Consider the following 23,991-nt stretch of genomic DNA (forward strand, 5'->3'; position numbering starts at 1 on the left):
GGCGTAGACCAGAGCGCACGGGACAGCGCCGGACGTTCGACGAAGAACGAGAACGGGGCAGTGATGCACAGAGCTCTTCGTACACACAAGTCGCCCAACCACTCGACGCACAGGTCACGCAGAGCCGCACACCACCGCAGGTCACCCAGGGCCGCACAGGCCGCCGCAGCCGCCGTCGCCGTCGCGCTCGCCCTCACCGCGTGTGGCGGTGGCAGCAAGGACAAGAAGGAGAACGGCGGTACGAGCAGTGCCAGTGCGAGCGGCGACACCGTCACCCTCCCCAAGCTCAATGGCGAGAGCCTCGAAGTCGCCGCCGTCTGGACCGGCGAGGAGCAGAAGAACTTCAAGACGGTCCTCGCGGAGTTCGAGAAGCGCACCGGCGCGAAGGTGACCTTCGTGGCGGCCCAGGACCCGATCATCAACTTCCTCGGTTCGAAGATCGCGGGCGGCCAGCCGCCGGACGTCGCGCTGCTCCCGCAGCCCGGCGCCATCAAGCAGGCCGTCGACAAGAAGTGGGCCAAGCCACTCGGCCCCGAGGCCCTGGCCGAACTCGCCAAGAACTACTCGCAGGGCTGGCAGGACATCGGCAAGGTGGGCGGCAAGCAGTACGGCGTGTATTACAAGGCCGCCAACAAGTCGCTGATCTGGTACAACGCCAAGGTCTTCGAGAACGCGGGCGCGAAGGAGCCCCAGACCTGGCAGGACCTGCTGACGACCGCGCAGACGGTCTACGACTCCGGTGTCACCCCGTTCTCCGTCGGCGGCGCCGACGGCTGGACCCTCACCGACTGGTTCGAGAACGTGTATCTCTCCCAGGCGGGCCCGGAGAAGTACGACCAGCTGAGCCAGCACAAGATCAAATGGACGGATCCGTCCGTCAAGCAGGCCCTCACCACCCTCGCCGGGATCTGGGGCAAGAAGAACTACATCGCGGGCGGCGCGAACGGCGCCCTGCAGACGGAGTTTCCGAACTCCGTCACCCAGACCTTCACCGGCGGCGACCAGCCCAAGGCGGGCATGGTCTTCGAGGGCGACTTCGCACAGGTCAACATCGGCGAGACCAAGGCCAAGGTGGGCACGGACGCGAAGGTGTTCCCGTTCCCCGCCGTGGGCAGCGCGGCACCCGTGGTCTCCGGCGGCGACGCGGCCGTCATCCTGAAGGACTCCAAGGCGGCGCAGGCACTGGCCACCTTCCTGGCCTCCCCGGACGCGGCGACGATCCAGGCCAAGCTGGGCGGCTACCTCTCCCCCAACAAGAACGTGCCGAACTCGGCGTACCCGAACGCGGTGCAGCAGAAGATCGCCAAGTCCCTGATCGCGTCGGGCGACGACTTCCGTTTCGACATGTCCGACCAGGCCCCGCAGGCCTTCGGCGGCACGCCCGGCAAGGGTGAGTGGAAGGACCTCCAGGACTTCCTGAAGAACCCGACCGACGTCGCGGGCACCCAGGCGACGCTGGAGAAGGACGCGGCGGCGGCGTACGGCAGCGGAAGCTGATCCGGCGATGACGTCGGCAACGGCCGGAGGAACCGCACCGGTTCCTCCGGCCCGCACACGCAAGAGCGTGACCGGCACCCGCAGGACCGTGGCGGTGCTGTTCCTGCTGCCCTGTCTCGTGCTGCTCGGCGCGCTCGTGGTCTACCCGATCGGGTACTCGCTGATCCGCAGCTTCCTCAACCAGTCCGGCGACGGTTTCGCCGGGGTCGACAACTACAAGGCGCTGTTCACCGACGACGGCATCCGTACCGCCCTCAAGAACAACGTCATCTGGGTCGTGTTCGCGCCCACCGTGGCGACCGCGCTCGGTCTCGTCTTCGCGGTCCTCACCGAACGGGTCCGCTGGGGCACGGCGTTCAAGCTGGTCGTCTTCATGCCGATGGCGATCTCGATGCTCGCCGCGGGGATCATCTTCCGGCTGGTGTACGACCAGGACCCGAACAAGGGGGTCGCGAACGCGGTCTGGGTGGGGGTGCACGACACCTTCGCCGAGTCGTCGGCGTTCCCGAACGCCCATCCGGGACGGCAGTCGCCGCTCCGGCCGGAGAAGGGCGGGTTCCTCACCCAACAGGCCGTGCACACCGGGCAGTCCGTCTCCCTTCCCCTCGTCGGCGTCGCCCCCGACAAGATGCCGGGCGGCGCGAAGAAGGCGGTACAGGCACCGTCCGAGCCCGGCAAGGTCACCGGCACCGCCTGGCAGGACTTCACCCGGGGCAAGGGCGTCGGCAGGCTCGGCCAGGTCGACCCGGGCGAACTCGGCTACCCGGGCATGAAGATCGAGGCGGTGAAGGACGGCAAGGTCGTCGATTCGGCGAAGGTACGGGACGACGGCACCTTCACGCTCTCCGACAAGGCGGACGGGGCTCGGCTCCGGCTCCCGGCGAGCAACTTCCGGGAGCCGTACAACGGCGTCGACTGGCTCGGCCCGTCGCTCGTCACCCCGGCCGTGATCGGCGCGTACGTCTGGATGTGGGCCGGCTTCGCCATGGTGCTCATCGCGGCGGGGCTCGCGGGCGTGCCGCGTGAACTCCTCGAAGCGGCGCGGGTGGACGGGGCCAACGAGTGGCAGGTACTGCGCAGGGTCACCGTGCCGCTGCTCGCGCCCGTCCTCGCCGTCGTCCTGGTCACGCTGATGATCAACGTGCTGAAGGTCTTCGACCTGGTCTTCATCATCCCGCCGGGCTCCTCCCAGGACGACGCGAACGTGCTGGCCCTGGAGCTGTACCGGAAGGGCTTCTCCGAGGACCAGCCGGGCATCGCGAGCGCGATCGCCGTGTTCCTGCTGCTGCTCGTGATCCCGGTGGTGTGGTTCAACGTGCGCCGACTGCGACGGGAGGTACGGCGATGACCACCCACGTCGGCGGTCTCACGAAGACCGCGCCCGTCACCGGCGTCAAGCCCAGGCAGTCGCTCGGCTCACGGCTCGCGAGCGGTGTCAGCGGCGGGATCGTCCGGGTGTTCCTCCTCCTCGTCGGCCTGTTCTGGCTGGTGCCGACGATCGGGCTGCTGCTGGCCTCGCTGCGCACACCGGAGGACATGAGCGCGTCCGGCTGGTGGAAGGTCTTCAGCGAGCCCTCCCAGCTCACCGTGGACAGCTACCAGAAGCTCCTGGAGAACGGTGACATCACCAGTTCGCTGGGGAACACGGTGCTGATCACCGTCCCGGCGACCGTCCTCGTCGTCGTCATCGGCGCGCTCGCGGGCTACGCCTTCGCCTGGATGGAGTTCCCGGGCCGCGACTGGTGGTTCCTGGCCGTGGTCGGACTGCTGGTCGTCCCCGTGCAGGTGGCGCTGATCCCGATCGCCGAACTTTTCGGCAAGATCGGCATCTTCGGCACGATCTTCGGGGTGATCCTCTTCCACGTGGGCTTCGGTCTGCCCTTCGCGGTGTTCCTGCTGCGGAACTTCTTCGCGGAGATCCCCCGGGAGCTGCTGGAGGCGGCCCGGCTGGACGGCGCGGGTGAACTGCGCCTGTTCCTGAAGGTCGTGATGCCGCTCGGCGGTCCCGCGATCGCCTCGCTCGGCATCTTCCAGTTCCTGTGGGTGTGGAACGACATGCTGGTCGCGCTCGTGTTCTCCGACGCGGGCAGCCAGCCGATCACGGTCGCCCTCCAGACCCAGGTACGCCAGTTCGGCAACAACATCGACGTGCTGGCGCCCGGCGCCTTCATCTCGATGGTCATCCCGCTGGCCGTGTTCTTCGCGTTCCAACGTCAGTTCGTGTCCGGGGTGATGGCGGGCGCGGTGAAGTAGCCGGACAAATAACCACATCAGGGGCGAGCCGGACACCGGCTCGCCCCTCGGCGTTCACCCAGAATCCCCCGTATGCCACATCTGGCGTAACCAAGTCACCCCTTCGGCCGTTGCCGGGCAGTATGCCCGCGCCGACCCATGGATGTCCCTTGCCCAGGTTCAGTGTCATCGTCCCCGCGTACAAGGTTCAGGCGTACCTGCACGAATGCCTCGAATCCGTGCTGGAGCAGTCCTGTCCGGACCTCGAACTGATCGCCGTCGACGACTGCTCGCCCGACGCCTGCGGTGCGATCATCGACGAGTTCGCCGCCCGTGACTCCCGGGTCCGTCCCGTCCGCCTGCCGGGGAACGTAGGCCTCGGCCGCGCCCGCAACGCGGGTCTCGAACACGCCACCGGCGACTACCTGCTCTTCCTGGACGGCGACGACACCCTCACCCAGGACGCTCTGCGCGCGATCGCCGACCGGCTGAAGGAGACCGCCGAACCGGACGTCCTGGTCTACGACTACGCGCGCACCTACTGGAACGGGGACATCGTCCGCAACCGCTTCGCGGAGCAGCTCAGCGAGCGGGGACCCGCGCCCTTCCGGCTCGACGACCGGCCGGGGCTGCTCAGGGTCCTGATGGTGGTGTGGAACAAGGCGTACCGAAGGGAGTTCGTGCAGCGTGCGGGCCTCTCCTTCCCGCCCGGCTACTACGAGGACACCCCCTGGACCTACCCGGCGCTGATCTCCGCCGAGACGATCGCCACCCTCGACCGGGTCTGTGTGCACTACCGCCAGCGCCGTCAGGGCAACATCCTCGGCACCAGCAGCCGCAAGCACTTCGACATCTTCGAGCAGTACGACCGTGTCTTCGCGCATCTCGACGCGCACCCGGAGCTGGCACGCTGGCGTCCGGTCCTGTTCCGCCGCATGGTCGACCACCTCTCCACGGTGTTCACCAAGCGGGGGCGGCTGCCGCGCGGCACCCGCGCCGAGTTCCTGCGCAAGGCCCGCACCCACTACCGCCGTTACCGCGCCCCGGGCGCCCCCGTCCGCCCCCGCACCCGCCTGCGGCACGCCCTCGTCCGGCTCGGCAACCACCGCACGTACCGGCTGCTCGGCCTGGTCACGAGTACCCACAAGAAGGCGCTGCGTGGCGTCAAGGGGCTGCTGCGCAAGGTCCGCGGCGGCGCCCTCCAGTTCCACTACCGCGTCCAGCTCCGCCTGCCGCTGCGCGCCGACCGCGCCGTCTTCTCCAGCTACTGGGGGCGCGGCCACGGCTGCAACCCGGGCGCCCTGGAGTCCGCGTTCCGCGACCTCGCCCCGCACATCCGTACGGCGTGGATCGCGCACCCCGAGCACCACCACACGATCCCGGCCTCGACGCGCCGTCTGCGACCCGGTACGACGGCGTACTGGACGGCGCTCGCCCGCTCCAAGTACCTCGTCAACAACGTCAACTTCGACCGCCGGCTGGTCAAGCGCCCCGGCCAGATCATGATCCAGACCCAGCACGGCACCCCGCTCAAGTACATGGGCCTCGACCTCCAGGACCGCCCGGCGGCCGCCCGTGACACCGACTTCGCCGAGCTGCTGCGCAACGCCGACAAGTGGGACTACTGCCTGTCGGGCAACCGCCACTCCACCCTGATCTGGGAGCGCGTCTTCCCCGCCGCGTACACGACGCTGGAGTACGGCCTCCCCCGCAACGACGTGTTCCAGCGGGCGACCTCGACGGACGTCACCCGGCTGCGGCAGTCCCTCGGCATCCCCGAGGGCACGGTCGCCGTCCTGTACGCGCCGACCTACCGCGACTACCGCCGCACCCAGCGTCTCGCCCTCGATCTGGAGCGCGTCCTGCGCCGGCTCGGCCCCCGGTTCGTCGTCCTGACCCGCGCCCACCACTCGTACGCCGCCGCGCTGAGCACCCGCTCCGGGGCCCGGCTCATCGACGTCTCCGGCCACCCGAGCATCGAGAACCTCTGCCTGGCCTCGGACGCGCTGGTCACCGACTACTCCTCCCTGATGTTCGACTACGCGGTCCTGGACCGGCCGATCGTGATCCACGCGGACGACTGGGAGGCCTACCAGGCCTCCCGGGGCACCTACTTCGACCTGCGGACCTTCCCGCCGGGCGCGGTCGCGCGCAGCGAGGACGAGCTGATCGACATCTTCGCGACCGGCCACTGGCGCGGCTCCCGCTCGACCCAGCTGCGGACCGCGTTCCGCGAGCGGTTCTGCCCGTACGAGGACGGCCGCGCCGCCGAGCGGGTCGTACGCCATGTCGTGCTGGGCGAGAGCGCCGGGCTGCCGCGGGTGCTGCCGCCCGCGGAGCGCCACCCGGTCCCCTCGGCCGCCGCCGCCCGCCCCCGGACCCCCCTGGCCACCGTGCCCGCACCCGGCACCCCCGTCCTCCCCGTCGCCGAGACCCTCTGAACCGGAGCAGGCATGCCCTCCAGCCCCTCCCGGCCCACCCCGACGAGACCCGTCACCTGGCGCCCCGCCGGGCGGCCCGGGCGCTGACACCCACCAGCACCCCGGCAGTAGCCCGAGAAACAAGCAGAGAAGCAACCAGAGAAGTAAGCAGAGAAAGAGCAGAATGCCCCGCTTCAGCATCATCGTCCCCACTTATGGAGTCGCCGGGCGACTGGCCCTCGCACTGGACTCGGTCCTCGACCAGTCCTTCGGCGACTTCGAGCTGATCCCGGTCTGCGACGGGCCGGACTCCCCGGCGGGCGAGGTCGCCGCCGGGTACGCCGCGCGGGACTCCCGGGTCGCCCCGGTCCACTCACCGCCCGCGGACGGACTGAGCGGGGCGCGCAACACCGGGACCGGGGCGGCGAGCGGCACGTATCTGCTCTTCCTCGACGGCGACGACGTCCTGGTGCCGGGCGCGCTGGCCGCCCTGGACCACACACTCCGCAAGGAGCCCGAGGAAGCGGACGTCCTCTACTTCGGACACGAACGCGTCCACTGGTGGGACGTCGAGACCAGCACACCATCCCTCCCGAAGGCCCCGGACGGGGTGTTCCCCCCGGACCGGGCGCCGCGGCTGACCGGGGCGGGCCTTCCGGCGTGGAGCGCGGCCTACCGCCGGGCGTTCCTGCGGGAGCGGCGCCTCGCCTTTCCCCCGGGGCACTTCACGGATCTCGGCTGGGGCGGCCTGGTGACGGTCGCCGCCGGGCGGGTGGCGGTGCTGCGCCAGGTCGTCGTACGGCATCGGCTGCGGCGGCAGGGCAGCCGCCTGAACACGCCGGGCGAGCACCAGTTCCAGCTTCTCGACCAGGTCGACCTGGTGCTGAGCCGGGCGGCCGAGGAAGAGCTGTCCGTGGAGCGGTCGCGGGCGCTGTTCGGTGACCTCTTCGCGGCGGTGCTGAAGTCCGCCGCCCATCCGAAGCGGCTTCCGCTGCACCGGCGCCGGGCCTTCTTCCGGCGCGCCGGCCGGCTCTACCGGCGCCACCGGCCGGCCGGGTTCCAGCCGCCGCCGGGCCGGATCGGGGTGCAGTACCGGCTCCTGGCGGCCGGGGCGTACAGCGCCTTCCGCGCGCTGCGCGGCGTCAGCCGGCGGATGGCGAGGGCCGGAATGGGGGTCCCCCCTGGTCGAGCGAAGTCGAGAGCTTGGGGGAAGCTGCCGCGCCCCCGTCTGCTGAGCGCCCGCGCACGGTACGCCGTGCAACTGTGCCTCCCCCTCGACGAGAACCTCGTCGTGTACTGCGCCTACTGGGGCCGCGGTTACGCCTGCAGCCCGGCCGCGATCCACGCCAAGGCCCTCGAACTCGCCCCGCATCTACGCTCGGTGTTCCTGGTCGAGGCCGACGCGGTGGACCAGGTCCCGGACGGTGTCGACCACGCGGTGATCGGCAGCCCGCGCGCCTGGGAGGTGCTGGCCCGTGCCAAGTACCTGGTCAACAACGCCAATTTCGCGGACGGTGTCGTCAAGCGGCCCGGCAGCGTGCATCTGCAGACCCAGCACGGCACGCCACTGAAGACGATGGGCGTCGACCAGTCGACGTATCCGATCGTGGCCGCCGCGACCGGCAGCTTCACCAAGCTGCTGGCCCGGGTGGACCGCTGGGACTACAACCTCTCCTCCAACCGGCACTCCACCCAGATGTGGGAGCGGGCCTTCCCGGGCACGTACGAGGCCCTGGAGTACGGCTATCCGCGCAACGACGTCTACTGCACGGCGACCGCCGAGGACGTGGCCCGTGTCCGCGCCCGGCTGGGCGTCCCCGAGGGGAGGACCGCCCTCCTCTACGCGCCCACGCACCGCGACTACAGCACCGGCTTCGAGTCCCGGCTCGACCTGGAGGCCTTCTGCGAGGAGATCGGCGACGAGTTCGTCGTGCTCCTGCGCGCCCACTACTTCTACGACGAGGGCAGGGGCACGAGCAGCGGCCGGATCATCGACGTGACCCGGCACCGGTCCTCGGAGGACGTCTGTCTGGCCGCCGACGCGCTGATCACGGACTACTCGTCGATCATGTTCGACTACGCCAACCTCGACCGCCCGATCGTCGTGTACGCCGACGACTGGGAGGTCTACCGGGAGACGCGGGGCGTCTACTTCGACCTGATGGAGGCACCGCCGGGCCCGGTGGTGCGCACCCTGGGGGAGCTCGCGGGGGCCTTCCGTGACCGCTCCTACGCGGACGACTCCTCGCGAGCCCTGCGGGCCGCGTTCCGCGAGCGCTTCTGCCAGTTCGACGACGGGCAGGCCGCCGAGCGGGTCGTCCGCAGAGTGCTGCTGGGCCGGCCGCCGGAGGCGATCCCGCCGGTGATCCCGCTCGCCGAGCGCCTTCCGGCCCCCGCCGCGTCCACCCTCGTAAGGAGCTGACGTGCCCCGCTTCAGCGTCATCGTCCCCGTCTTCAAGGTGCAGGGCTTTCTGCGCGAGTGCCTCGACTCGGTCCTGGACCAGTCGTACACCGACATCGAGGTGATCGCGGTCGACGACTGCTCGCCGGACGGCTGCGGCGCGATCCTCGACGAGTACGCGGCCCGCGAACCGCGCCTGCGAGTGCTGCACCTGCCGCGGAACGTGGGCCTCGGCCGCGCCCGCAACGCCGCAATGCCGGATGCGACGGGGGACTACCTCTTCTTCCTCGACAGCGACGACACCCTCACGCCGGGCGCCCTGCGCGCCATGGCCGACCGCCTCGACGAGACGGCCGACCCCGATGTGCTGGTCTTCGACTACGCGCGCACCTACTGGTGGGGCGGTACGCGCCGCAACGCCCTCGCGCAGGTGCTGGCCGAGGGCGGCGACGGCTGCTTCACGGCCGCCGAACACCCGGAGATCCTCGACCTGTTGATGGTCGCGTGGAACAAGGTCTACCGCCGCACGTTCGTCGAGCGGGAGGGCTTCACCTTCCCGCCCGGCTACTACGAGGACACCCCCTGGACCTTCCCGGTCCTGCTCAGCGCGGAGCGGATCGCCACCCTGGACCGGATCTGTCTGAACTACCGGCAGCGCCGCCAGGGCAACATCCTGTCCACCACCAGTCGCAAGCACTTCGACATCCACGACCAGTACGAGCGCGTCTTCGCCTTCGTCGACTCCCGCCCGCAGCTGTCGAGCTGGCGCCCGTTCCTGCACCGCAAGATGGGCGAACACTGTCTGGACATCCTCGCCAAGCCGGACCGGCTGCCCCCGTCCGACAAGGGCGAGTTCTTCCGGCGCACGGCCGCCCTCTTCCGCAAGCACCAGGGCGGCGGCCCGGTGCCGCGCGAACTGCGTGTCCTCCAGGGCGGTTACGTGACCTACCTCGCCCGGCGCCAGTCCGGCCGGCTCGGCGCGGAACTCGGGCGGCGCGGGCTCCAGGTGCGCAAGGTGGCGGCCACCCGGGTCAAGAGCGGCTGGTCCGCGGCGCACGAGCACCGGCCGCTGGACCCGGACCTCGCGGTGTACTCGGCGTTCTCGCACCGCGGGGTGCTCGGCGACCCGGGCGCGATCTACCACGCGGCGCGCGAACTCGCCCCGCACGTCAGGGGGGTGTGGGTGGTGCGCGAGGACCAGGTGCCGCTGCTGCCGCCCGGCGTCGAGTACGTCCTGCCGGACTCGCTCGGCTACCGCCGGGTCACCGCCCGCGCCACGTACCTGATCAACAACGTCAACTGGCCCGGCACCCTGGTCAAGCGCGCGGGCAGCGTCCATGTGCACACCCACCAGGGCACCCCGCTGAAGTACATGGGAGCCGACCTGCGCGACAAGGCAGGCGCCCGGCACGGCTTCGACGTGCCGCAGATGCTGCGCCGCGCCGACCGCTGGGACTACAGCCTGGTCGCCAACCGCCACTCCGAACTGGTCTGGGACCGCGCCTACCCCTGCCACTTCACCTCGCTGCGCACCGGCAGCCCCCGCAACGACGTCCTCGTACGGGCCCGGCCCGAGGACGGTGCGGCGGTCCGCGCCCGCCTCGGCATCCCGGCCGGCCACCGGGTGGTGCTGTACGCGCCGACGCGCCGCGACTACGTCCGCGGCGGCCTCGTCGACCGGATCGACCTCGCCCGGTTCGCCGACGACCTCGGCGAGGGCCACACCCTCCTCGTACGGCTGCACCCCTCGCTCACGGACGGCCCCTCGCGCGGGATGGGCCTGTCCGAGCTGCACCGGCGCGGGGTCGTGCTCGACGCGACCGACGAGCCGCACGTCGAGGACCTGATGCTCGCCTCCGACGTACTGGTCACGGACTACTCGGCCCTGATGTTCGACTACGCCAACCTGGGCCGGCCGATCGTGATCCACGCGGACGACTGGGGCGCGTACGCCGCGAGCCGGGGCGCGTATTTCGACATCACGGCCGACGCGCCGGGCCATGTGGCCCGCTCCTACCGGGAGCTGGCGTGGCTGTTCGCGTCCGGGGCCTGGCGGGACGAGGAGTCGGCGCGGCTGCGGTCCGGGTTCCGGGCGCGGTTCTGCGCGTTCGACGACGGGCGGGCGGCCGAGCGGGTGGTGCGGACGCTGCTGCTCGGCGAGCGCGTCGAGCACCCGGTGCCGGTGGCGGTGGTGCCCGCGCAGGCGGGACACAACGTCCTCACGTCGTCGTGAGCGCCCTCATGACCGTCGTCGGCCGGTTCGTGAAGCCGCGCCCGCCCCGGTTCTGGGTGGTCGTCCTGGCCGCCGTCTTCGCCCTGCTCCAGCTCGCGAACGTCACCGGCCGCGACACCCCCGACACCAAGAACTACCTCTCGTACGCCCTGAGTCTGCGCGGCGCGAGCAAGCACGAGGCGGCCACGGCCACCATCGACTACGCCTGTGCCGGGCGGGCGTCCATCGCGCGCCGCAACCAGAGCGTCAACGTCGTCCACTTCCGTGAGCCGAGTCCCGCCGGGCGGGTCGTCGGGGAGTGCCGGCGCGACCAGTGGGGCTGGGTGTCGAAGCGGCTGAGCGCCGGGCAGACGGCGGGCCACACCGTGCCGTTCATGCCGCCGCGCTTCATGCGGATCTTCGAAGCGCGCCCCGGCTACCCGGTCTTCCTGGTCCCCTTCATCACCGTCCTCGGCGTGAAGTGGGGCCTGTGGACGTCGAGTGTCCTCATCACGGTCACCGGGGGCGTACTCGCCTTCCTGGTGCTGCGCACCCTGCGCGCCCCCACCGTCGCCGCGCTGACCGGACAGGCCCTCTTCTACGTCCTGCCGTGCGGCACGACCGCCATACGGCCCATGACCGAGGGCCTGTTGCTGACCCTGACACTGGCGGCGCTGTGGGGCTGCGCACTCGCTCTGGAGGGCCGGACGCGGGCCGCGACCGTGCTGGTCGGCGGGTCCCTGGCCGCGCTCTTCGCCGTCAAGCACTCGCAGGCGCTGTTCCTCGGGCTGTGCCTGGCGGGCGCCTGCGCGGTGCTCGGCATCCGGCGCGGCGGACCACGGCCACCGCTGCGGAGGCTCGCACGGCCGTTGCGGGAGGTGGGGGTGGTGGCGGCCTGCGGGGTCGCCGTCACCCTGCTCGCGGCGAAGGTGCTGGGCTACCCGTCCGAGTCGGAGTCCCTCCAGGACCTGCTCACGGCCCACTTCTCCCGGCCCGACCGCAGCCGGCCGTGGTCGGATTTCCTCGACCTGGAGGTCAACTTCTGGGTGGAGTGGCTGCGTCGCGAACTCTGGCAGCCGTTCTTCCCGACGGCCCTGCTGGCCGGGGCCTGGGGCGCGCTGCGGCAACGCCCGGCCTTCGGGGTGTTCCTGGTCGCGGGCGCGCTCACCGGCGTCCTCAACCAGGCCGGACACCCCGACATCAACATCTACGGCGACCGGCTGATCGTGCTGGCGTGGGTGCTGCCGGTGGTGGGACTTCCGCTGCTGCTGGAACAGGTCGTACGGCCGCGGGTGCGGGGTCTCGACACGGTGCCGGGCCCGCTTCGGACGGACGCGGGGCCGAACACCGCGATGGGCGCCGGGACGGGCGCCGGAGTCGCTCGATGAGGTGAAGTTCGGCAAAGCCGTCGGCCTCGATGGGCATATACGACAAATGACCCGAACAGCTCAGACCGAGGTCGACCTCCCCGTCCGGCGGACCGCCCATGGCGCGAGCGCGCTGCGCGGCGGCAACCCCTGGCGCCCCACGCCCTATCAGGTCTTCGGCGGACTGTTCTGGCTGGTGCTGTGCCTCGCCTCCTGGCGGGTGCCGATGTGCTGCGACTTCGGCCAGCACGCGGCGGTCGTCGAGCGCCTCAAGGCGAACCTCCTGCATCCGGCCCATCCGACGGCGGACCTGCCGGGCGAGGGCAGCCCCTTCTACTCTCCGTACACCGTGGCCCAGGGCGCCTTCGCCCGGCTGACGGGCCTCACGGGCTGGGAGGTGGTCCGGCTCTCGACGCCGCTGAACCTGCTGGTGCTGCTGACGGGGATCGGCCGCTTCGTGCGCGTCCTGGCGCCCCGCCGCCCCTGGGCGCCGGTGTGCGCGCTGCTCGCGATGGTGCTGCTGTGGGGCACCGAGCGCGCCTGGTCGAGCGGCTACCTCGGGCTGATGTCGATGACGGGCAACCTCGGCTATCCGTCGACGTTCGCCATCGGACTCACCTTCTGGGCGTGGGCGCTCACGGGCACGCTCGCGGGAGGGATCGGCGGCCCGGTCCGGTTCGTCGGCCCGAGCGGGCTACGGAGCCTGTCCGGGTACAAGGGGCTCGGCGTCCTCTACGGCCTGATCCTGCTCGTCCATCCGATCACCGCGTCGGCGGCGGCGCTCGGGGCGGTGGCGTTCGTGGCCGGGTGGCAGCGGGGATGGCGGGCGGGCGTGGCGGCCCGGTGGGCGATCACGGGGGCGGCGGCGCTGATGGTCGCCCACCTCTGGCCGTACTTCGACGTCCTCACGCTGCCCGGGGACCACAGCATGGACGCGATGCACCGGCGGCTGTACGAAGGGGTGCCCGGACACTTCTGGCTGGCGCTGATCGGGGTACCGGCGCTGTGGCTGCGCGCGCGGCGCTCCCGGCGGGACCCACTGGTGCTGATGTTCGCACTGGACTGCCTGGTGGTGGCGTACGGCTGGGTCAGCGGGCACTACACCTACGGCAGGATCCTGGGACTCGCGCTGGTGGCGCCGCAGTTCGCGCTCGCGATCGAGCTGGTGGCGGCGCGGCCGTGGCCGGTGTGGCGGCGGGCGCTGGGGGTGGTGGCGGCCGTCGGCGCCTGCGTCGGCTTCCTCACGGTGCAGGCCGGTGCCGTCGTACCGCGTTCACTCGATCCGGTGAGTTTCGACCAGCCGCCGCGCTGGCCCTCGTACGACTGGGCGGCGCGGCACATCAAGCCCGGCGAAGTGGTGATCGCCGACGGGTACTACGCCGCCCGTGTGATCCCGGGCTACGGCCCGAACCTGGCCGCGCCCGTGTGGCCGGACGCGGGACTGGACGAACGGGAGCGGGTGCGGCGGCTCGCGGCCGTCCGGGGGTACCTCGACCCCGCGTCGACGCGGGCGCGGCGCTCCGCGGTGGTGCGGCGGTATCACGTGCGGTGGCTGTTGCTGACGCGGTGGAGCCGGGTGCCGGAGGAGGCGACGGTGGTGGATTGGAGCCGGCGTACGGGCGAGGTCCTCGCGAGGGTCGCTCCGCGGAGTGGACGCGGCGGAGCCGCACATGCCACAGCCCCGCACCCCTGACGGGGCGCGGGTACTGAGCGGCGTCACAGCCTCGGGACCACTCGCTCCCGAACTACTCGATGACGAGCTCGACCGGAATGTTGCCGCGGGTGGCGTTGGAGTAGGGGCAGACCTGGTGGGCCTGCTCGACCAGCTTGCGGCCGGTGGCCTCGTCCACGGAGTCGGGCAGCTCCACGCGGAGCGTGACGGCCAGGGCGAAGCCCTCGCCCTGCTTGCCGATGGTCACCTCGCCGGTCACCGCGGCCTCGCTGACGTCGACCTTCGCCATGCGGCCGACGACGCCGAGGGCGCTGGCGAAACAGGCGGCGTAACCGGCGGCGAACAGCTGCTCGGGGTTGGTGCCCTTTCCGCTGCCACCCATCTCCACCGGAATCGCCAGCTGGAGGTCGAGCTTGTTGTCGGAGCTGACGGCACGGCCGTCACGGCCGTGGGTGGCGGTGGCGACAGCGGTGTAGAGCGCGTCCATGGGGACCATCCCTCTCAAGTCAAGGTCTTGCCGGGGCGGCCGGTCCGACCGCCTCACGGCCTCAATTAGAGCACGCAATTCAATTGTGCACAACTTAATGATGGACAAGAGCTATCCTGGAGTCATGACCGCCATGCCGACCCCGAGCACCCAGGCCCCGTCCGACGGGGACTACCTCCGTCTCGACCAGCAGATCTGCTTCTCCCTGAACGCCGCCTCGCGCGCCTTCGGGGGCGTGTACCGGGTGATCCTCAAGGACCTCGGGCTCACCTACCCCCAGTACCTGGTGATGCTGGTGCTGTGGGAACACGGCGAGCTGCCCGTGAAGAAGGTCGGCGAGCATCTGCGGCTCGACTCCGGGACGCTGTCCCCGCTGCTCAAGCGGCTGGAGGCGGCCGGTCTGGTGCGGCGGGAGCGCAGTGCGGTGGATGAGCGCTCCGTGCACGTCCATCTCACGGACGAGGGCACGGCCCTGCGCGAGCGCGCGCTGCTCGTACCGCGCCGGATCGCCGCGGCGACGGGCGCGAACCTCGAGGAGATCCGGGAGCTGCAGGCGCGGCTCGACCGGCTCACGGCGGCGCTGGACGCGGCGACGCTCGACCCCGCGGCCCTGGACGTGGCCGGCGCGGACGTCCCCTAGGGTCCGATCCGCCGGACAGGTCCTGGCCGCGGCATACGTACGCTGGACGGTCCTAGCGGTGGCGTACGTACAGGCGAAGGGTGACACCCCTGCGGACAACCTGCTCGCGGAGGGTGAATTCCTTGGCGAGTACGGCGCGTTTGGTCGCCTCGGTCGCGACCTGGGTGTCCGGACGCCAGTGCGGCCGGAACACGAACGGTTCGCACACCAGCCACACCCGGTCGAGCCGCTCGAGCCGGCTGCGCAGTTCGCGCGGGCCCACTTCCGTCCCGTACAGCGTCCCGGACGCTATGGCGGACGTCTTCAGGGCGACGTCGCGCACCCCGCGGAAGCCCGCCGGATAGGCCAGCGCCGAGCGACGTGTGAGCGACGGCAGGTACAACACCGGATCACCGGGCCGTAGTTCGCGACCGGCGGCGGCGGAGACGGCGGCGAGGTTGTCGGGACGGTGTGCGGGGTCGCGGTCCTTGCGGAGCAGGGGGAACTGGACGGCGAGGACGAGGGAGATGGCGAGGACACCGGCAAGGGCGACGAGGCGGGGAGCCGCGGCGCTGGGCAGCCGGGACACCCACCCGGTCAGCCGCTCCGCCCCCGCCGCGGCCAGCAGCGGTGCCCCCGCCAGCGCGTAGAGCACATACCGCTCGTCGTACAGCGGCCGGAAGCGGGAGACCGCGATCAGGACCGCCGGCGGGACCAGCAGCAGCGGCAGGGCGACCGACACGAGGTTCGGCTCGCCGCGTCGCGGGAACGGGCGCCACAGGGCGAGTGCGATCAGTAACACGTAGGGCACGAACACCAGTTGGGCCTGGCTGAGGAACGCGTGCGTCAGGTTGTCCACGCTCTCGCGATTCGGCACCGCCAGCCATGCCACCTGCGCCGACTGCCGGTGGGAGACGAGCGCGAGCGGCGCCAGGACGAGCAGCGTGACCCCCGCCGCGATGCCCCATCGCCACCACACCCGCCACGGCATCCGCGTCAGCGCCAGGGTCGTCCCGTGCGCGAGCAGGAGGAGTACGGCGAACTCGTGCAGCAGGCAGGTGACGGCGACGGTCACGCCGTACGCCCACCAGCCCCTGCCCCCGCGCAGGGCCCGCACGAGGAGCAGGGTCGCCGCCGTCGCCCCGGCCGCGACCAGGGCGTACGAACGGCCCTCCTGGGCGAAGTGCCCGGTCAGGGGGGTGACCGCGTACAGCAGTCCCGCCCAGAGGCCGACGCGGGGGTTGCACAGACGGATCCCGAGGGCGGCGACGAGACCCGCGGTCGCGGCGGCGCCGACGACCGAGGGCAGACGCAGGGCGACCTCGCCGGGGGCGGGGATGAGGACGAGATGCATGAAGAGGTAGTACAGGCCGTGCACCGCGTCGACGTGGTGCAACAGATGCCAGATCTGCGGAACCGAGCGCCGCGCGACCTGGTAGGTGGCCGCCTCGTCGCGCCACATGCCCCCGCGGTCGAGCCTCCAGAGCCCGAGCGTGAGCATGACGAGCACGGGCAGCACCACGGCGACGACCCGCGCCACGGGCTCGGTCGAGGCCCCCGAGACGTCCGGAGCCTGCCGGCGGCCGGCGCCGGACTGTTTCATCAGCACGCTTCCCCCTGTGTACCATTTCTTACTATTAACTGACCTTCGTTAACCTTTGATGGCGTATCAGTTCTTGTGAGGCATCCGAGAGCTTACGATCCGGGCTTGATGAACGCTTACCTGAGCCCCCGAGGCCGATCCCGTCTGCTCCCCCTCGCCGCCGCCTGGATGGCGACCCGCGCGCTGATGCTGTGGCTGCTCGCGCACGACGACCTCTCCGTGCTGGGCGGCGGCGGGGTCTCCCGCGAGGTGAGTCACCTCTATTTCCGCTGGTACGAGACCCTGTCGCACGGCGCCTATCCGGCAGGCGACCGGCTGTGGCAGTACCCGCCGGGCGCAGGCCCCGTACTGCTCTCGCCCGGGCTGCTGCCGGGCCTGACGTACCCGCACGCCTTCGTGGCCCTGACGCTGGTCGCGGACGCCGTGATCGTGCTGGTCCTGGCACGCGCGGGCAGCAGACCCGGCCGCAGCCTGCGCGGCGCGGCACTGTGGACGCTGGGCCTGCCGTTGCTGCTGCACATCCCGCTCGCCCGCTACGACGTACAGGTCACGGCGTTCGCCGTCGTCTCCCTGCTGGCACTGAAGCGCTCCCCGCGCGCGGGCGGCGCGTTCGCCGCGCTCGGCGCCCTGGTGAAGGTCTGGCCCGCACTCGTCCTCATCGGCACCCCGCGGGGCCGTACGACCCGGGAGGCCTGGACGTCGGCGGCGCTCACGGCGGTCACCCTGCTCACCGTCCTCGCGACGGCCTTCAGCGACCCCTTCGACTTCCTGCGCCAGCAGGGCGGCCGGGGCGTGCAGATCGAGTCGCTCGGCGGCACGGTGCTCGGCTTCGCGCGCCACGCGGGCTGGCCGGGCAGCGTGCGCTACCAGTACGGCGCGATGGAGTTCGTGGGCCCCCACGTCCAGACGGTCGCGACGCTCTCGCTCACCCTGACGGCCGTCTCCTTCGCGCTGCTGCTGCTGTGGCGGGTGCGCGCACGGCACTGGACGACGGCGACCCCGTACGACGCCGCACTCGCCGCCGTGCTGATGTTCACGGTGACGAGCCGGGTGATCAGCCCCCAGTACATGGTGTGGCTGCTCGGTCTGGCCGCCGTGTGCCTGACATCGCGGCACACCACACAGCGCCCGGTGGCGGTGCTCGTCGTCGCGGCGACGGCGGTAAGCTCCGTCGCCTACCCTGCCCTGTACGGGGAGGTCATCGACAGCACCTGGACGGGCTGTTTGCTGATGCTCATCCGCAACGGTCTGCTGGCGGCCGCGGCGGTGCTGTCCTTCACCCGGCTCTGGCACTCCGGACTTCCCGTGCTCGTGGTGGATCGGCCGAAAAACGACACGCAGAAACGGAACCCTGACCCAATTCCTGTCGTCTTCCGGACCGGCCACTAAGTACCTCTTAACGGATAATTACTGTCAAGCCCTACGATTTCGGCCCGTGGATCCTATGAAACCTCACCACTCGCAGGTCTGTGTCGTCGTCATCGGTTACAACGACGCCGACCACGTGACGGACGCGGTGCGTTCGGCACTCGCTCAGGGCCCGGCCGTCCGGGAGGTACTGGCCGTCGACGACCGCTCGACCGACGGCAGCGCCGACCTCCTCGACCGCCTCGCCGCCGATGAGCCGCGCGTGAAGGTCATACGCCGCCCGGAGAACAGCGGCGGCTGCGGGAGCCCCCGCAACGACGGGATCGACGCGGCGACCGCCCCGTACGTGATGTTCCTGGACAGCGACGACGTGCTGCCGCCGGGCGCCGTGGACGCGCTGCTCGAAGCGGCGCGGGAACAGCGCACGGAGGTCGCGGCGGGTCTGTGCGTACGCCGCGAACTGCCCTCGGGCCGCGAGGTCCCCTGGGAGCGCGACCTCTACGCGAAGCCCGCGCTGGTCCCCCACCCGACGCAGCGGCCCCGTCTGGTCCACGACACGCTGTGCGTCAACAAGCTGTACCGAACCGACTTCCTTCGTGAACACGCGATCCGCTTCCCCGAGGGCCGTCACCCGTACGAGGACTTCGTGTTCACCGCGCGCGTGCTGGCCGCCGGGCCGCGCATCGCGCTGATCCCCGACACGGTGTACGTGTGGCATGTGCGGCGCGGCGCCCAGCAGTTGTCGATCTCCCTGGACCGCGCGGACATCGAGAACTGGCGCTCCCGCACCGAGGCGCACCACACCGCCTACGAGATCCTGCTCAGCGCCGGCGAGAAGCAGCTCGCCCGGGCCGCCAACGCGAAGTTCCTCGACCATGAACTTCGCATGTACGCCCGCGAGTTGGAGCTGCGCGACGCCGACTACCAGCGGGCCTGGTGGGAGCTCACGCGCACGTATCTGTCGACGTTCGACGCAAGCGACTTCACCGTCAACCCGACCGCCCCCGGCCGGCTGATCGCCCGTGTCGTGCTCGCCTCCGAGGAGCCCCGCGACCTGCCGCGCCTCAAGGAGCTCGCCGCCCGCCCGGCCCGGTTGCGCCCGCCGTACGCCCGCGCCGCCGACGGCACGCCCGCCTGGTCGGACGACCTCCCCCAGGTCACGCTGGACCACTACCTGCAACGCCCCGCCCATGTGCTGCCCGCCGCGGTCGACGCGGAACTGCGTCCCCGCGCGCGTGCGGCACGGCTGCGGCTGCGCCTGCACGACCTGTACGGACGGCTCGCGGAGGCCGGTCCGGCCTCGGCGGACGTGGAGTTCACGCACCGGGACGAGGAGCGGATCGGGCTGAGCCTGTCGGTCGAGCTGACCCAGGACGCGGACCGGGCCACCTGGTCGGGCGAGCTGCCGGTGGACCTGTCGGCGCTGGGCTCGGGCACCTGGGACCTGCGGCTGCGGGTTCACTACCGTGACGGTTCGAGCCGGGACGTCACCGCGCACGCGGTCGGCGGCGGGGGCCTGCTGCGCCGCCGCGCGGTCCCGAACCTGCGGTACGGCGTCCTGCTGGTGCAGCCGTACCGCACCCACGCGGGGGCGCTGGCACTGCGTCTGGCGCCCGGACTGCGAGGGACGACCGACGTGGTACGCCGTCGGCTCAAGCGCCTGCTTCACTGATGTCGCAACGGCACATCGATCTCACCCCGAGCTCACACCGACTCACACCGACCTCACACCGATCACACTCCCGAGGGGACGACCGTTCATGACCTGGCTGATCACCGGCGGCGCCGGCTACATCGGGGCGCACGTGGTGCGCGCGATGCGGGACGCGGGCGAGCAGGCCGTGGTCTACGACGACCTGTCCACGGGCATCGCCGAGCGGGTCCCCTCCGACGTACCGCTGGTGGTCGGCTCGACGCTGGACGCCGAGCTGCTGGCCCGCACGATCGAGGAGCACGCGATCACCGGCGTGGTCCACCTCGCGGCGAAGAAGCAGGTCGGTGAGTCCGTCGACCTCCCGCTGCACTACTACCGCGAGAACGTCGAGGGCCTGCGGGTTCTCCTGGAGGCGGTGACGGCGACGTCCGTCGGCTCCTTCGTGTTCTCCTCCTCCGCCGCGGTCTACGGCATGCCGGACGTCAACCTGGTGACGGAGGAAACCCCCTGCGCACCCATGAGCCCGTACGGCGAGACGAAGCTGGCGGGCGAGTGGCTGGTCCGTGCGACGGGCCGCGCCACGGGCCTGTCCACGGCGTCGCTGCGCTACTTCAACGTGGCGGGGGCGGCGACCCCCGAACTCGCCGACGTCGGTGTCTTCAACCTCGTCCCCATGGTCTTCGAGAAGCTCACGGAGGACGCGCCGCCGCGCATCTTCGGCGACGACTACCCGACGCCCGACGGGACGTGCGTTCGGGACTACATCCACGTGGTGGACCTGGCGGAGGCCCACGTGGCCGCGGCCCGCGCCCTGGAGGCCTCGCCCGGGCGGGACCTGACCCTCAACATCGGCCGTGGGGAAGGCGTTTCCGTCCGCGAGATGATCGACCGGATCAACGCGATCACCGGCTACGACCGTCCCGCGGTGACCACACCGCGCCGCCCCGGCGACCCGGCGCGCGTCGTCGCCTCCGCCGACCGCATCGCGGTGGAACTGGGCTGGAAGGCGAAGTACGACGTGCAGGACATGATCACGTCGGCATGGGCGGGGTGGGTACGGCTGCACCCCGGCGCGGCGCGCTCGTAGCGCCTGTCGGCCCAGGCCTTGTCCGGCGGACCGGACCTAGACGGAGACGGTCTGCAGGGTCCGGGTCTGGCTCTGCTCGGATTCCAGCCGGGGAAAGGTGACGCCGGTCAGTTCCTCGGAGGCCGCCCACAGGCGGACCGCGGACACCGGGTCGCTGGCTGCGGCCGAGCGCCCGACCAGTGTCGGCGCGCCACGCATCTCGCCGAGCCCGTCGGGTCCCACATAACTGGCGCCGGGCAGGTCCTGCGTCGCGGCGTACAGCGTGGGCAGGGCACCGGCCTTGTTGTCCTGGGCGATGAACCGGTTGCCCACCGCCATCAGCGTGCGCCGCAGCACGCTCGCGTCCCGGCCCTGGAGACCGGTGGCGGCCCAGCCGGGGTGCGCGGCGAGGGCCCGTACGGACGAACCCGCGGCGGCCAGCCGGCTCTGGAGCTCCAGGGTGAACAGGAGATTGGCGAGCTTGGACTGGCTGTAGGCGGCGACGGGCGAGTACTCGCCGGTCAGGTTCAGGTTCTCGAAGTGGATGCGGGGGCCGCCGGGCATCTTGTGCGCCCCTGAGGACACGGTGACCACCCGGTCGGTGATATACGGCAGCAGCAGGTTCGTCAGGGCGAAGTGCCCCAGGTGGTTGGTCCCGAACTGCATCTCGAAGCCGTCCTTCGTGCCGGCCTCGGGGATGTTCATGACGCCCGCGTTGTTGATCAGCAGATCGAGTTCGCCCCGCCAGGACGCGGCGAACTCACGCACGGACGCGAGGTCCGCGAGGTCCAGTCGGCGCACCTCGACGCTTCCGTTGACGGTGCGGGCGGCGGCCTCACCGCGCTCCGGGTCCCGTACGGCGAGGACGACATGGGCGCCGGCCCGGGCGAGGGCGTCGACGGTGGCGATGCCGAGCCCGCTGTTGGCGCCGGTGACCACGGCCGTACGGCCGCGCTGGTCACCGATGTCGCCCGCGTTCCACTTGCTGTTCTGGTCAGCCGAGTGCTTGGTAGCCATGCCCTGAATGTAGACGCCGACAACAATGATGTCAACGACAACAATGATGGCGATGCCAACAAAGCTGACAGCGCCAACAATGTAGTCGCCGGTTACATACCGGATAGACTGTCGGGCATGCAGACCCGCCCTCGCCGCTACCACCATGGAGACCTGCGCGCCGCACTGCTGACCCGCGCCGAGGAAACACTCGCGGAGAAGGGCCCCGGCGCCCTGTCCCTGCGCGAACTGGCCCGTGATCTGGGCGTCAGTCACGCGGCCCCGAGCCGGCACTTCAAGGACAAGCAGGCCCTGCTGGACGCGCTGGCCCTGGCCGGCTTCGAACGGCTCCTGGCCACCCTGACCGCGTCGCAGGAGACCGCGGGCGAGACCTTCGCCGACCGGCTCGGCGCCCTGGCCCGCACCTACGTGGGCTTCGCCACCGCCAACGCGGAACTCCTCGACCTCATGTTCGCCGTCAAGCACGACCCGGAGGCGTCCGAGGCCCTGGTCAAGGCCGCCCAGAGCATGGGGGGCCTGGCCGCGGAACTCATCACGGAGGCCCAGCGCCGGGGCGAGGTGCGCGAAGGACCCATGGAAACCATCGGCATCCCGATCTTCAGCACCCTCAACGGCTTCGCGCGGCTCGCGGTCAGCGTCACCCTGCCCAGCGCGACCCTGGACAGGGACCTTGAACACGTCATCGCCCACACCCTCCGCGGCTGCGCCCCGGACTCCCCCGCACCGCGCTGACCCCGTGCCCCGCCCTCAAGAACGCGCCGTCGGCACCGTTCTCGGCTCCGCCGTGGGAGACGCCCTCGGCGCGCCCTTCGAGTTCGGGCCCGAGGGAGCGTTCTCGGCCCGCTTCCCCACCGCCGGGCAGGGCGGCGAAATGTGCGGAGGGGGCGGCTGGGACCCGGGCGAGGCGACCGACGACACCCAGATGGCGGTGCTGGTCGGCGAGTCCCTGACGGACCACGACGCCCTCGAACTCCCCGACATCTTCCACAGATTCCGGCGCTGGGCCGCCGCCGACCCCAAGGACATCGGCCTGCAGACCGAGGCCGTGCTCACCGGCAACGACCCCTGGGACCTCGCCGCCGCCCTGCACTTCCAGATCAGCCAACGGGCCGCCGGGAACGGGGCGTTGATGCGGGCGGCCACGTCCGCCGTGTACTTCGCGCGGCAGGGCCGGGACGCCACCATGGAGGCCGGCCGCCGCATCGCCGCACTCACCCACGGCGACCGTGCGGCGTGGGAAGGCACCGCGATCTTCCACGAGTTGATCCGGGTCGCGCTCGACGGCGGCGATCCCGTCACCGCCGTACCGGACGTCCTGGAGGCCGTGCATCCCGACCATCGGGCTCGGTACGCCGTCGTTCTCGCCGACGCCTGGCACCCCGATCGGGCCACCGAGTTCAACGGGGCGGTGTGGCCCTGTCTCGGGTCCGCCCTGTGGGCGGTGCGGAGCACGGGCTCCTACGAGGACGCCGTGCGGGCCGCCGTCGATCTCGGCGGCGACACGGACACCGTCGCCGCCGTCACGGGTGGGCTGGCCGGAGCCGTCCACGGGGTGGACGGGATTCCGGCGCCGTGGGTGGCGGCGCTGCACGTGCCGTTGCCGGGGTTCGGCGGGCGGGTGCTGAGAGCGGCCGAACTCGCCGGGCTGGCCCGGCGGCTGGCGGGGTGAGTGCCGGCCGCCGGGAGCCCCCGCGTACCCGGCGTGTACCGGGTACGGCTCACGAGTCCCTGTTGAGGTACGCCAGGACCGCGAGCACCCGGCGGTGGCCGCTGTCGCTCGGCGGCAGGCCCAGCTTCAGGAAGACGTTGCCGATGTGCTTGCTGACGGCCCGTTCCGTGACGACCAGCGTCTTGGCGATGGTCGTGTTGTCGCGGCCTTCGGCCATCAGCTTCAGAACCTCGCGCTCGCGGGGCGTGAGCGTGTCGACCGGATCGTCACGGCGCCGGGTGAGCAGCTCGGTGACGACCTCGGGGTCGAGAGCCGTACCGCCCGTCGCGACCCGGTCGAGCGCGTCGAGGAACTCGTCCACCCGGCCCACCCGGTCCTTGAGCAGATAGCCGACCCCGCTCGCACCACCGCCGAGGAGCTCGGCGGCGTACGACTCCTCGACGTACTGGGAGAGCACGAGCACCGGCAGACCGGGCATCTCCTTGCGTGCCTCCAGGGCCGCGCGCAAGCCCTCGTCGCGGAAGCCCGGCGGCATCCGGACGTCGAGCACGGCGATGTCCGGCCGGTGCTCGAGGAGGGCGGGCAGCACCTCGGGGCCGCTGCCCGCGACGGCCACGACCTCGTGCCCGGCGGAGGTCAGCAGCAGCACCATCCCCTCCCGCAGGAGGGCGTTGTCCTCGGCGATCACCACACGCACGGCGGCCTCG

At 71.3% G+C, this 23,991-nt stretch carries 18 protein-coding genes; 14 read left to right on the forward strand and 4 right to left on the reverse strand.

The genetic code is table 11. From position 1 onward, the window contains the following. Positions 1 to 63: 63 nt before the first annotated feature. The 8 genes from ACZ7M2_RS07240 to ACZ7M2_RS07275 all read left to right on the forward strand — a co-directional run bounded on the left by ACZ7M2_RS07240 (position 64) and on the right by ACZ7M2_RS07275 (position 13,822). Entirely contained in the window at positions 64 to 1,497 is a 1,434-nt protein-coding gene (locus tag ACZ7M2_RS07240) for an ABC transporter substrate-binding protein (RefSeq protein ID WP_471594464.1), read from the forward strand. 7 nt (positions 1,498 to 1,504) lie between these two features. Then, the gene (locus tag ACZ7M2_RS07245) at positions 1,505 to 2,845 is read left to right on the forward strand and encodes a carbohydrate ABC transporter permease (protein ID WP_403695288.1); all 1,341 of its coding nucleotides are present in this window, start codon (positions 1,505 to 1,507) and stop codon (positions 2,843 to 2,845) included. Further along, positions 2,842 to 3,750 carry a carbohydrate ABC transporter permease gene (locus ACZ7M2_RS07250; RefSeq protein ID WP_471594465.1) on the forward strand — a complete coding sequence of 303 codons (909 nt, stop codon included), beginning with the start codon at positions 2,842 to 2,844 and terminating at the stop codon, positions 3,748 to 3,750. The genes ACZ7M2_RS07245 and ACZ7M2_RS07250 overlap by 4 nt, the downstream gene beginning before the upstream one ends. 149 nt (positions 3,751 to 3,899) lie before the next feature. Then, positions 3,900 to 6,170 (forward strand): bifunctional glycosyltransferase/CDP-glycerol:glycerophosphate glycerophosphotransferase, encoded by a 2,271-nt coding sequence (locus ACZ7M2_RS07255; RefSeq protein ID WP_471594466.1) that lies wholly within the window; start codon positions 3,900 to 3,902, stop codon positions 6,168 to 6,170. Positions 6,171 to 6,333: 163 nt separating this feature from the next. Next, on the forward strand, positions 6,334 to 8,571 hold the full coding sequence (locus ACZ7M2_RS07260) for a bifunctional glycosyltransferase/CDP-glycerol:glycerophosphate glycerophosphotransferase (protein WP_471594467.1): 2,238 nt from the start codon (positions 6,334 to 6,336) through the stop codon (positions 8,569 to 8,571). 1 nt (position 8,572) lies between these two features. Continuing rightward, positions 8,573 to 10,783: a bifunctional glycosyltransferase/CDP-glycerol:glycerophosphate glycerophosphotransferase gene (locus ACZ7M2_RS07265; protein ID WP_471594468.1), complete on the forward strand. Its 2,211-nt coding sequence runs from the start codon at positions 8,573 to 8,575 to the stop codon at positions 10,781 to 10,783. A gap of 8 nt (positions 10,784 to 10,791) precedes the next feature. Then, positions 10,792 to 12,150, forward strand: coding sequence for a hypothetical protein (locus tag ACZ7M2_RS07270; RefSeq protein WP_471594540.1), 1,359 nt, complete (start codon positions 10,792 to 10,794; stop codon positions 12,148 to 12,150). A 46-nt stretch (positions 12,151 to 12,196) separates the two neighbouring features. Then, positions 12,197 to 13,822 carry a hypothetical protein gene (locus ACZ7M2_RS07275; protein WP_471594469.1) on the forward strand — a complete coding sequence of 542 codons (1,626 nt, stop codon included), beginning with the start codon at positions 12,197 to 12,199 and terminating at the stop codon, positions 13,820 to 13,822. Between the two features lie 52 nt (positions 13,823 to 13,874). Here ACZ7M2_RS07275 and ACZ7M2_RS07280 read toward each other — a convergent pair whose 3' ends face one another. Further along, on the reverse strand, positions 13,875 to 14,288 hold the full coding sequence (locus tag ACZ7M2_RS07280; protein ID WP_471594470.1) for an organic hydroperoxide resistance protein: 414 nt from the start codon (positions 14,286 to 14,288) through the stop codon (positions 13,875 to 13,877). 124 nt (positions 14,289 to 14,412) lie between these two features. On the opposite strand from ACZ7M2_RS07280, the gene ACZ7M2_RS07285 reads away from it, so the two are divergent. Further along, the gene (locus ACZ7M2_RS07285) at positions 14,413 to 14,928 is read left to right on the forward strand and encodes a MarR family winged helix-turn-helix transcriptional regulator (protein ID WP_471594471.1); all 516 of its coding nucleotides are present in this window, start codon (positions 14,413 to 14,415) and stop codon (positions 14,926 to 14,928) included. Between the two features lie 52 nt (positions 14,929 to 14,980). On the opposite strand, the gene ACZ7M2_RS07290 is transcribed toward ACZ7M2_RS07285, so the two are convergent. Next, a complete protein-coding gene (locus tag ACZ7M2_RS07290; RefSeq protein WP_471594472.1) occupies positions 14,981 to 16,510 on the reverse strand; it encodes a glycosyltransferase family 39 protein in 1,530 nt (509 codons plus the stop codon). Positions 16,511 to 16,618: 108 nt separating this feature from the next. Here ACZ7M2_RS07290 and ACZ7M2_RS07295 point away from each other — a divergent pair, with 108 nt between their 5' ends. The 3 genes from ACZ7M2_RS07295 (at position 16,619) to galE (ending at position 20,619) form a co-directional block, all read left to right on the forward strand. After that, positions 16,619 to 17,899, forward strand: a complete 1,281-nt coding sequence (locus ACZ7M2_RS07295) for a glycosyltransferase 87 family protein (protein WP_471594473.1) — start codon at positions 16,619 to 16,621, stop codon at positions 17,897 to 17,899. A 55-nt stretch (positions 17,900 to 17,954) separates the two neighbouring features. After that, positions 17,955 to 19,550: a glycosyltransferase family 2 protein gene (locus ACZ7M2_RS07300; RefSeq protein ID WP_471594541.1), complete on the forward strand. Its 1,596-nt coding sequence runs from the start codon at positions 17,955 to 17,957 to the stop codon at positions 19,548 to 19,550. Positions 19,551 to 19,638: 88 nt separating this feature from the next. Continuing rightward, positions 19,639 to 20,619 (forward strand): UDP-glucose 4-epimerase GalE, encoded by a 981-nt coding sequence (gene galE, locus ACZ7M2_RS07305; RefSeq protein ID WP_351703035.1) that lies wholly within the window; start codon positions 19,639 to 19,641, stop codon positions 20,617 to 20,619. Between the two features lie 36 nt (positions 20,620 to 20,655). Here the strand turns inward: galE and ACZ7M2_RS07310 are convergent, their stop codons facing one another. Continuing rightward, on the reverse strand, positions 20,656 to 21,615 hold the full coding sequence (locus ACZ7M2_RS07310; protein ID WP_471594474.1) for an oxidoreductase: 960 nt from the start codon (positions 21,613 to 21,615) through the stop codon (positions 20,656 to 20,658). 117 nt (positions 21,616 to 21,732) lie between these two features. Here ACZ7M2_RS07310 and ACZ7M2_RS07315 point away from each other — a divergent pair, with 117 nt between their 5' ends. Next, positions 21,733 to 22,347, forward strand: coding sequence for a TetR/AcrR family transcriptional regulator (locus tag ACZ7M2_RS07315; protein ID WP_471594475.1), 615 nt, complete (start codon positions 21,733 to 21,735; stop codon positions 22,345 to 22,347). Between the two features lie 4 nt (positions 22,348 to 22,351). Continuing rightward, positions 22,352 to 23,284, forward strand: coding sequence for an ADP-ribosylglycohydrolase family protein (locus ACZ7M2_RS07320; RefSeq protein WP_471594476.1), 933 nt, complete (start codon positions 22,352 to 22,354; stop codon positions 23,282 to 23,284). 49 nt (positions 23,285 to 23,333) lie between these two features. On the opposite strand, the gene ACZ7M2_RS07325 is transcribed toward ACZ7M2_RS07320, so the two are convergent. Then, positions 23,334 to 23,981, reverse strand: coding sequence for a response regulator transcription factor (locus tag ACZ7M2_RS07325; RefSeq protein WP_352048961.1), 648 nt, complete (start codon positions 23,979 to 23,981; stop codon positions 23,334 to 23,336). Positions 23,982 to 23,991: the final 10 nt, after the last annotated feature.

The organism is Streptomyces sp. NPDC111507, assembly GCF_055638955.1.

Coding starts and splice junctions, on each gene's coding strand:
- ACZ7M2_RS07275 (WP_471594469.1), top strand. CDS start 12,197: ATGACCCGAACAGCTCAGACCGAGGTCGACCTCCCCGTCCGGCGGACC.
- ACZ7M2_RS07300 (WP_471594541.1), top strand. CDS start 17,955: ATGAAACCTCACCACTCGCAGGTCTGTGTCGTCGTCATCGGTTACAAC.
- ACZ7M2_RS07240 (WP_471594464.1), top strand. CDS start 64: ATGCACAGAGCTCTTCGTACACACAAGTCGCCCAACCACTCGACGCAC.
- ACZ7M2_RS07295 (WP_471594473.1), top strand. CDS start 16,619: ATGAACGCTTACCTGAGCCCCCGAGGCCGATCCCGTCTGCTCCCCCTC.
- ACZ7M2_RS07315 (WP_471594475.1), top strand. CDS start 21,733: ATGCAGACCCGCCCTCGCCGCTACCACCATGGAGACCTGCGCGCCGCA.
- ACZ7M2_RS07285 (WP_471594471.1), top strand. CDS start 14,413: ATGACCGCCATGCCGACCCCGAGCACCCAGGCCCCGTCCGACGGGGAC.
- ACZ7M2_RS07310 (WP_471594474.1), bottom strand. CDS start 21,615: ATGGCTACCAAGCACTCGGCTGACCAGAACAGCAAGTGGAACGCGGGC.
- ACZ7M2_RS07290 (WP_471594472.1), bottom strand. CDS start 16,510: ATGAAACAGTCCGGCGCCGGCCGCCGGCAGGCTCCGGACGTCTCGGGG.
- ACZ7M2_RS07245 (WP_403695288.1), top strand. CDS start 1,505: ATGACGTCGGCAACGGCCGGAGGAACCGCACCGGTTCCTCCGGCCCGC.
- ACZ7M2_RS07250 (WP_471594465.1), top strand. CDS start 2,842: ATGACCACCCACGTCGGCGGTCTCACGAAGACCGCGCCCGTCACCGGC.
- ACZ7M2_RS07280 (WP_471594470.1), bottom strand. CDS start 14,288: ATGGACGCGCTCTACACCGCTGTCGCCACCGCCACCCACGGCCGTGAC.
- ACZ7M2_RS07270 (WP_471594540.1), top strand. CDS start 10,792: ATGACCGTCGTCGGCCGGTTCGTGAAGCCGCGCCCGCCCCGGTTCTGG.
- ACZ7M2_RS07260 (WP_471594467.1), top strand. CDS start 6,334: ATGCCCCGCTTCAGCATCATCGTCCCCACTTATGGAGTCGCCGGGCGA.
- galE (WP_351703035.1), top strand. CDS start 19,639: ATGACCTGGCTGATCACCGGCGGCGCCGGCTACATCGGGGCGCACGTG.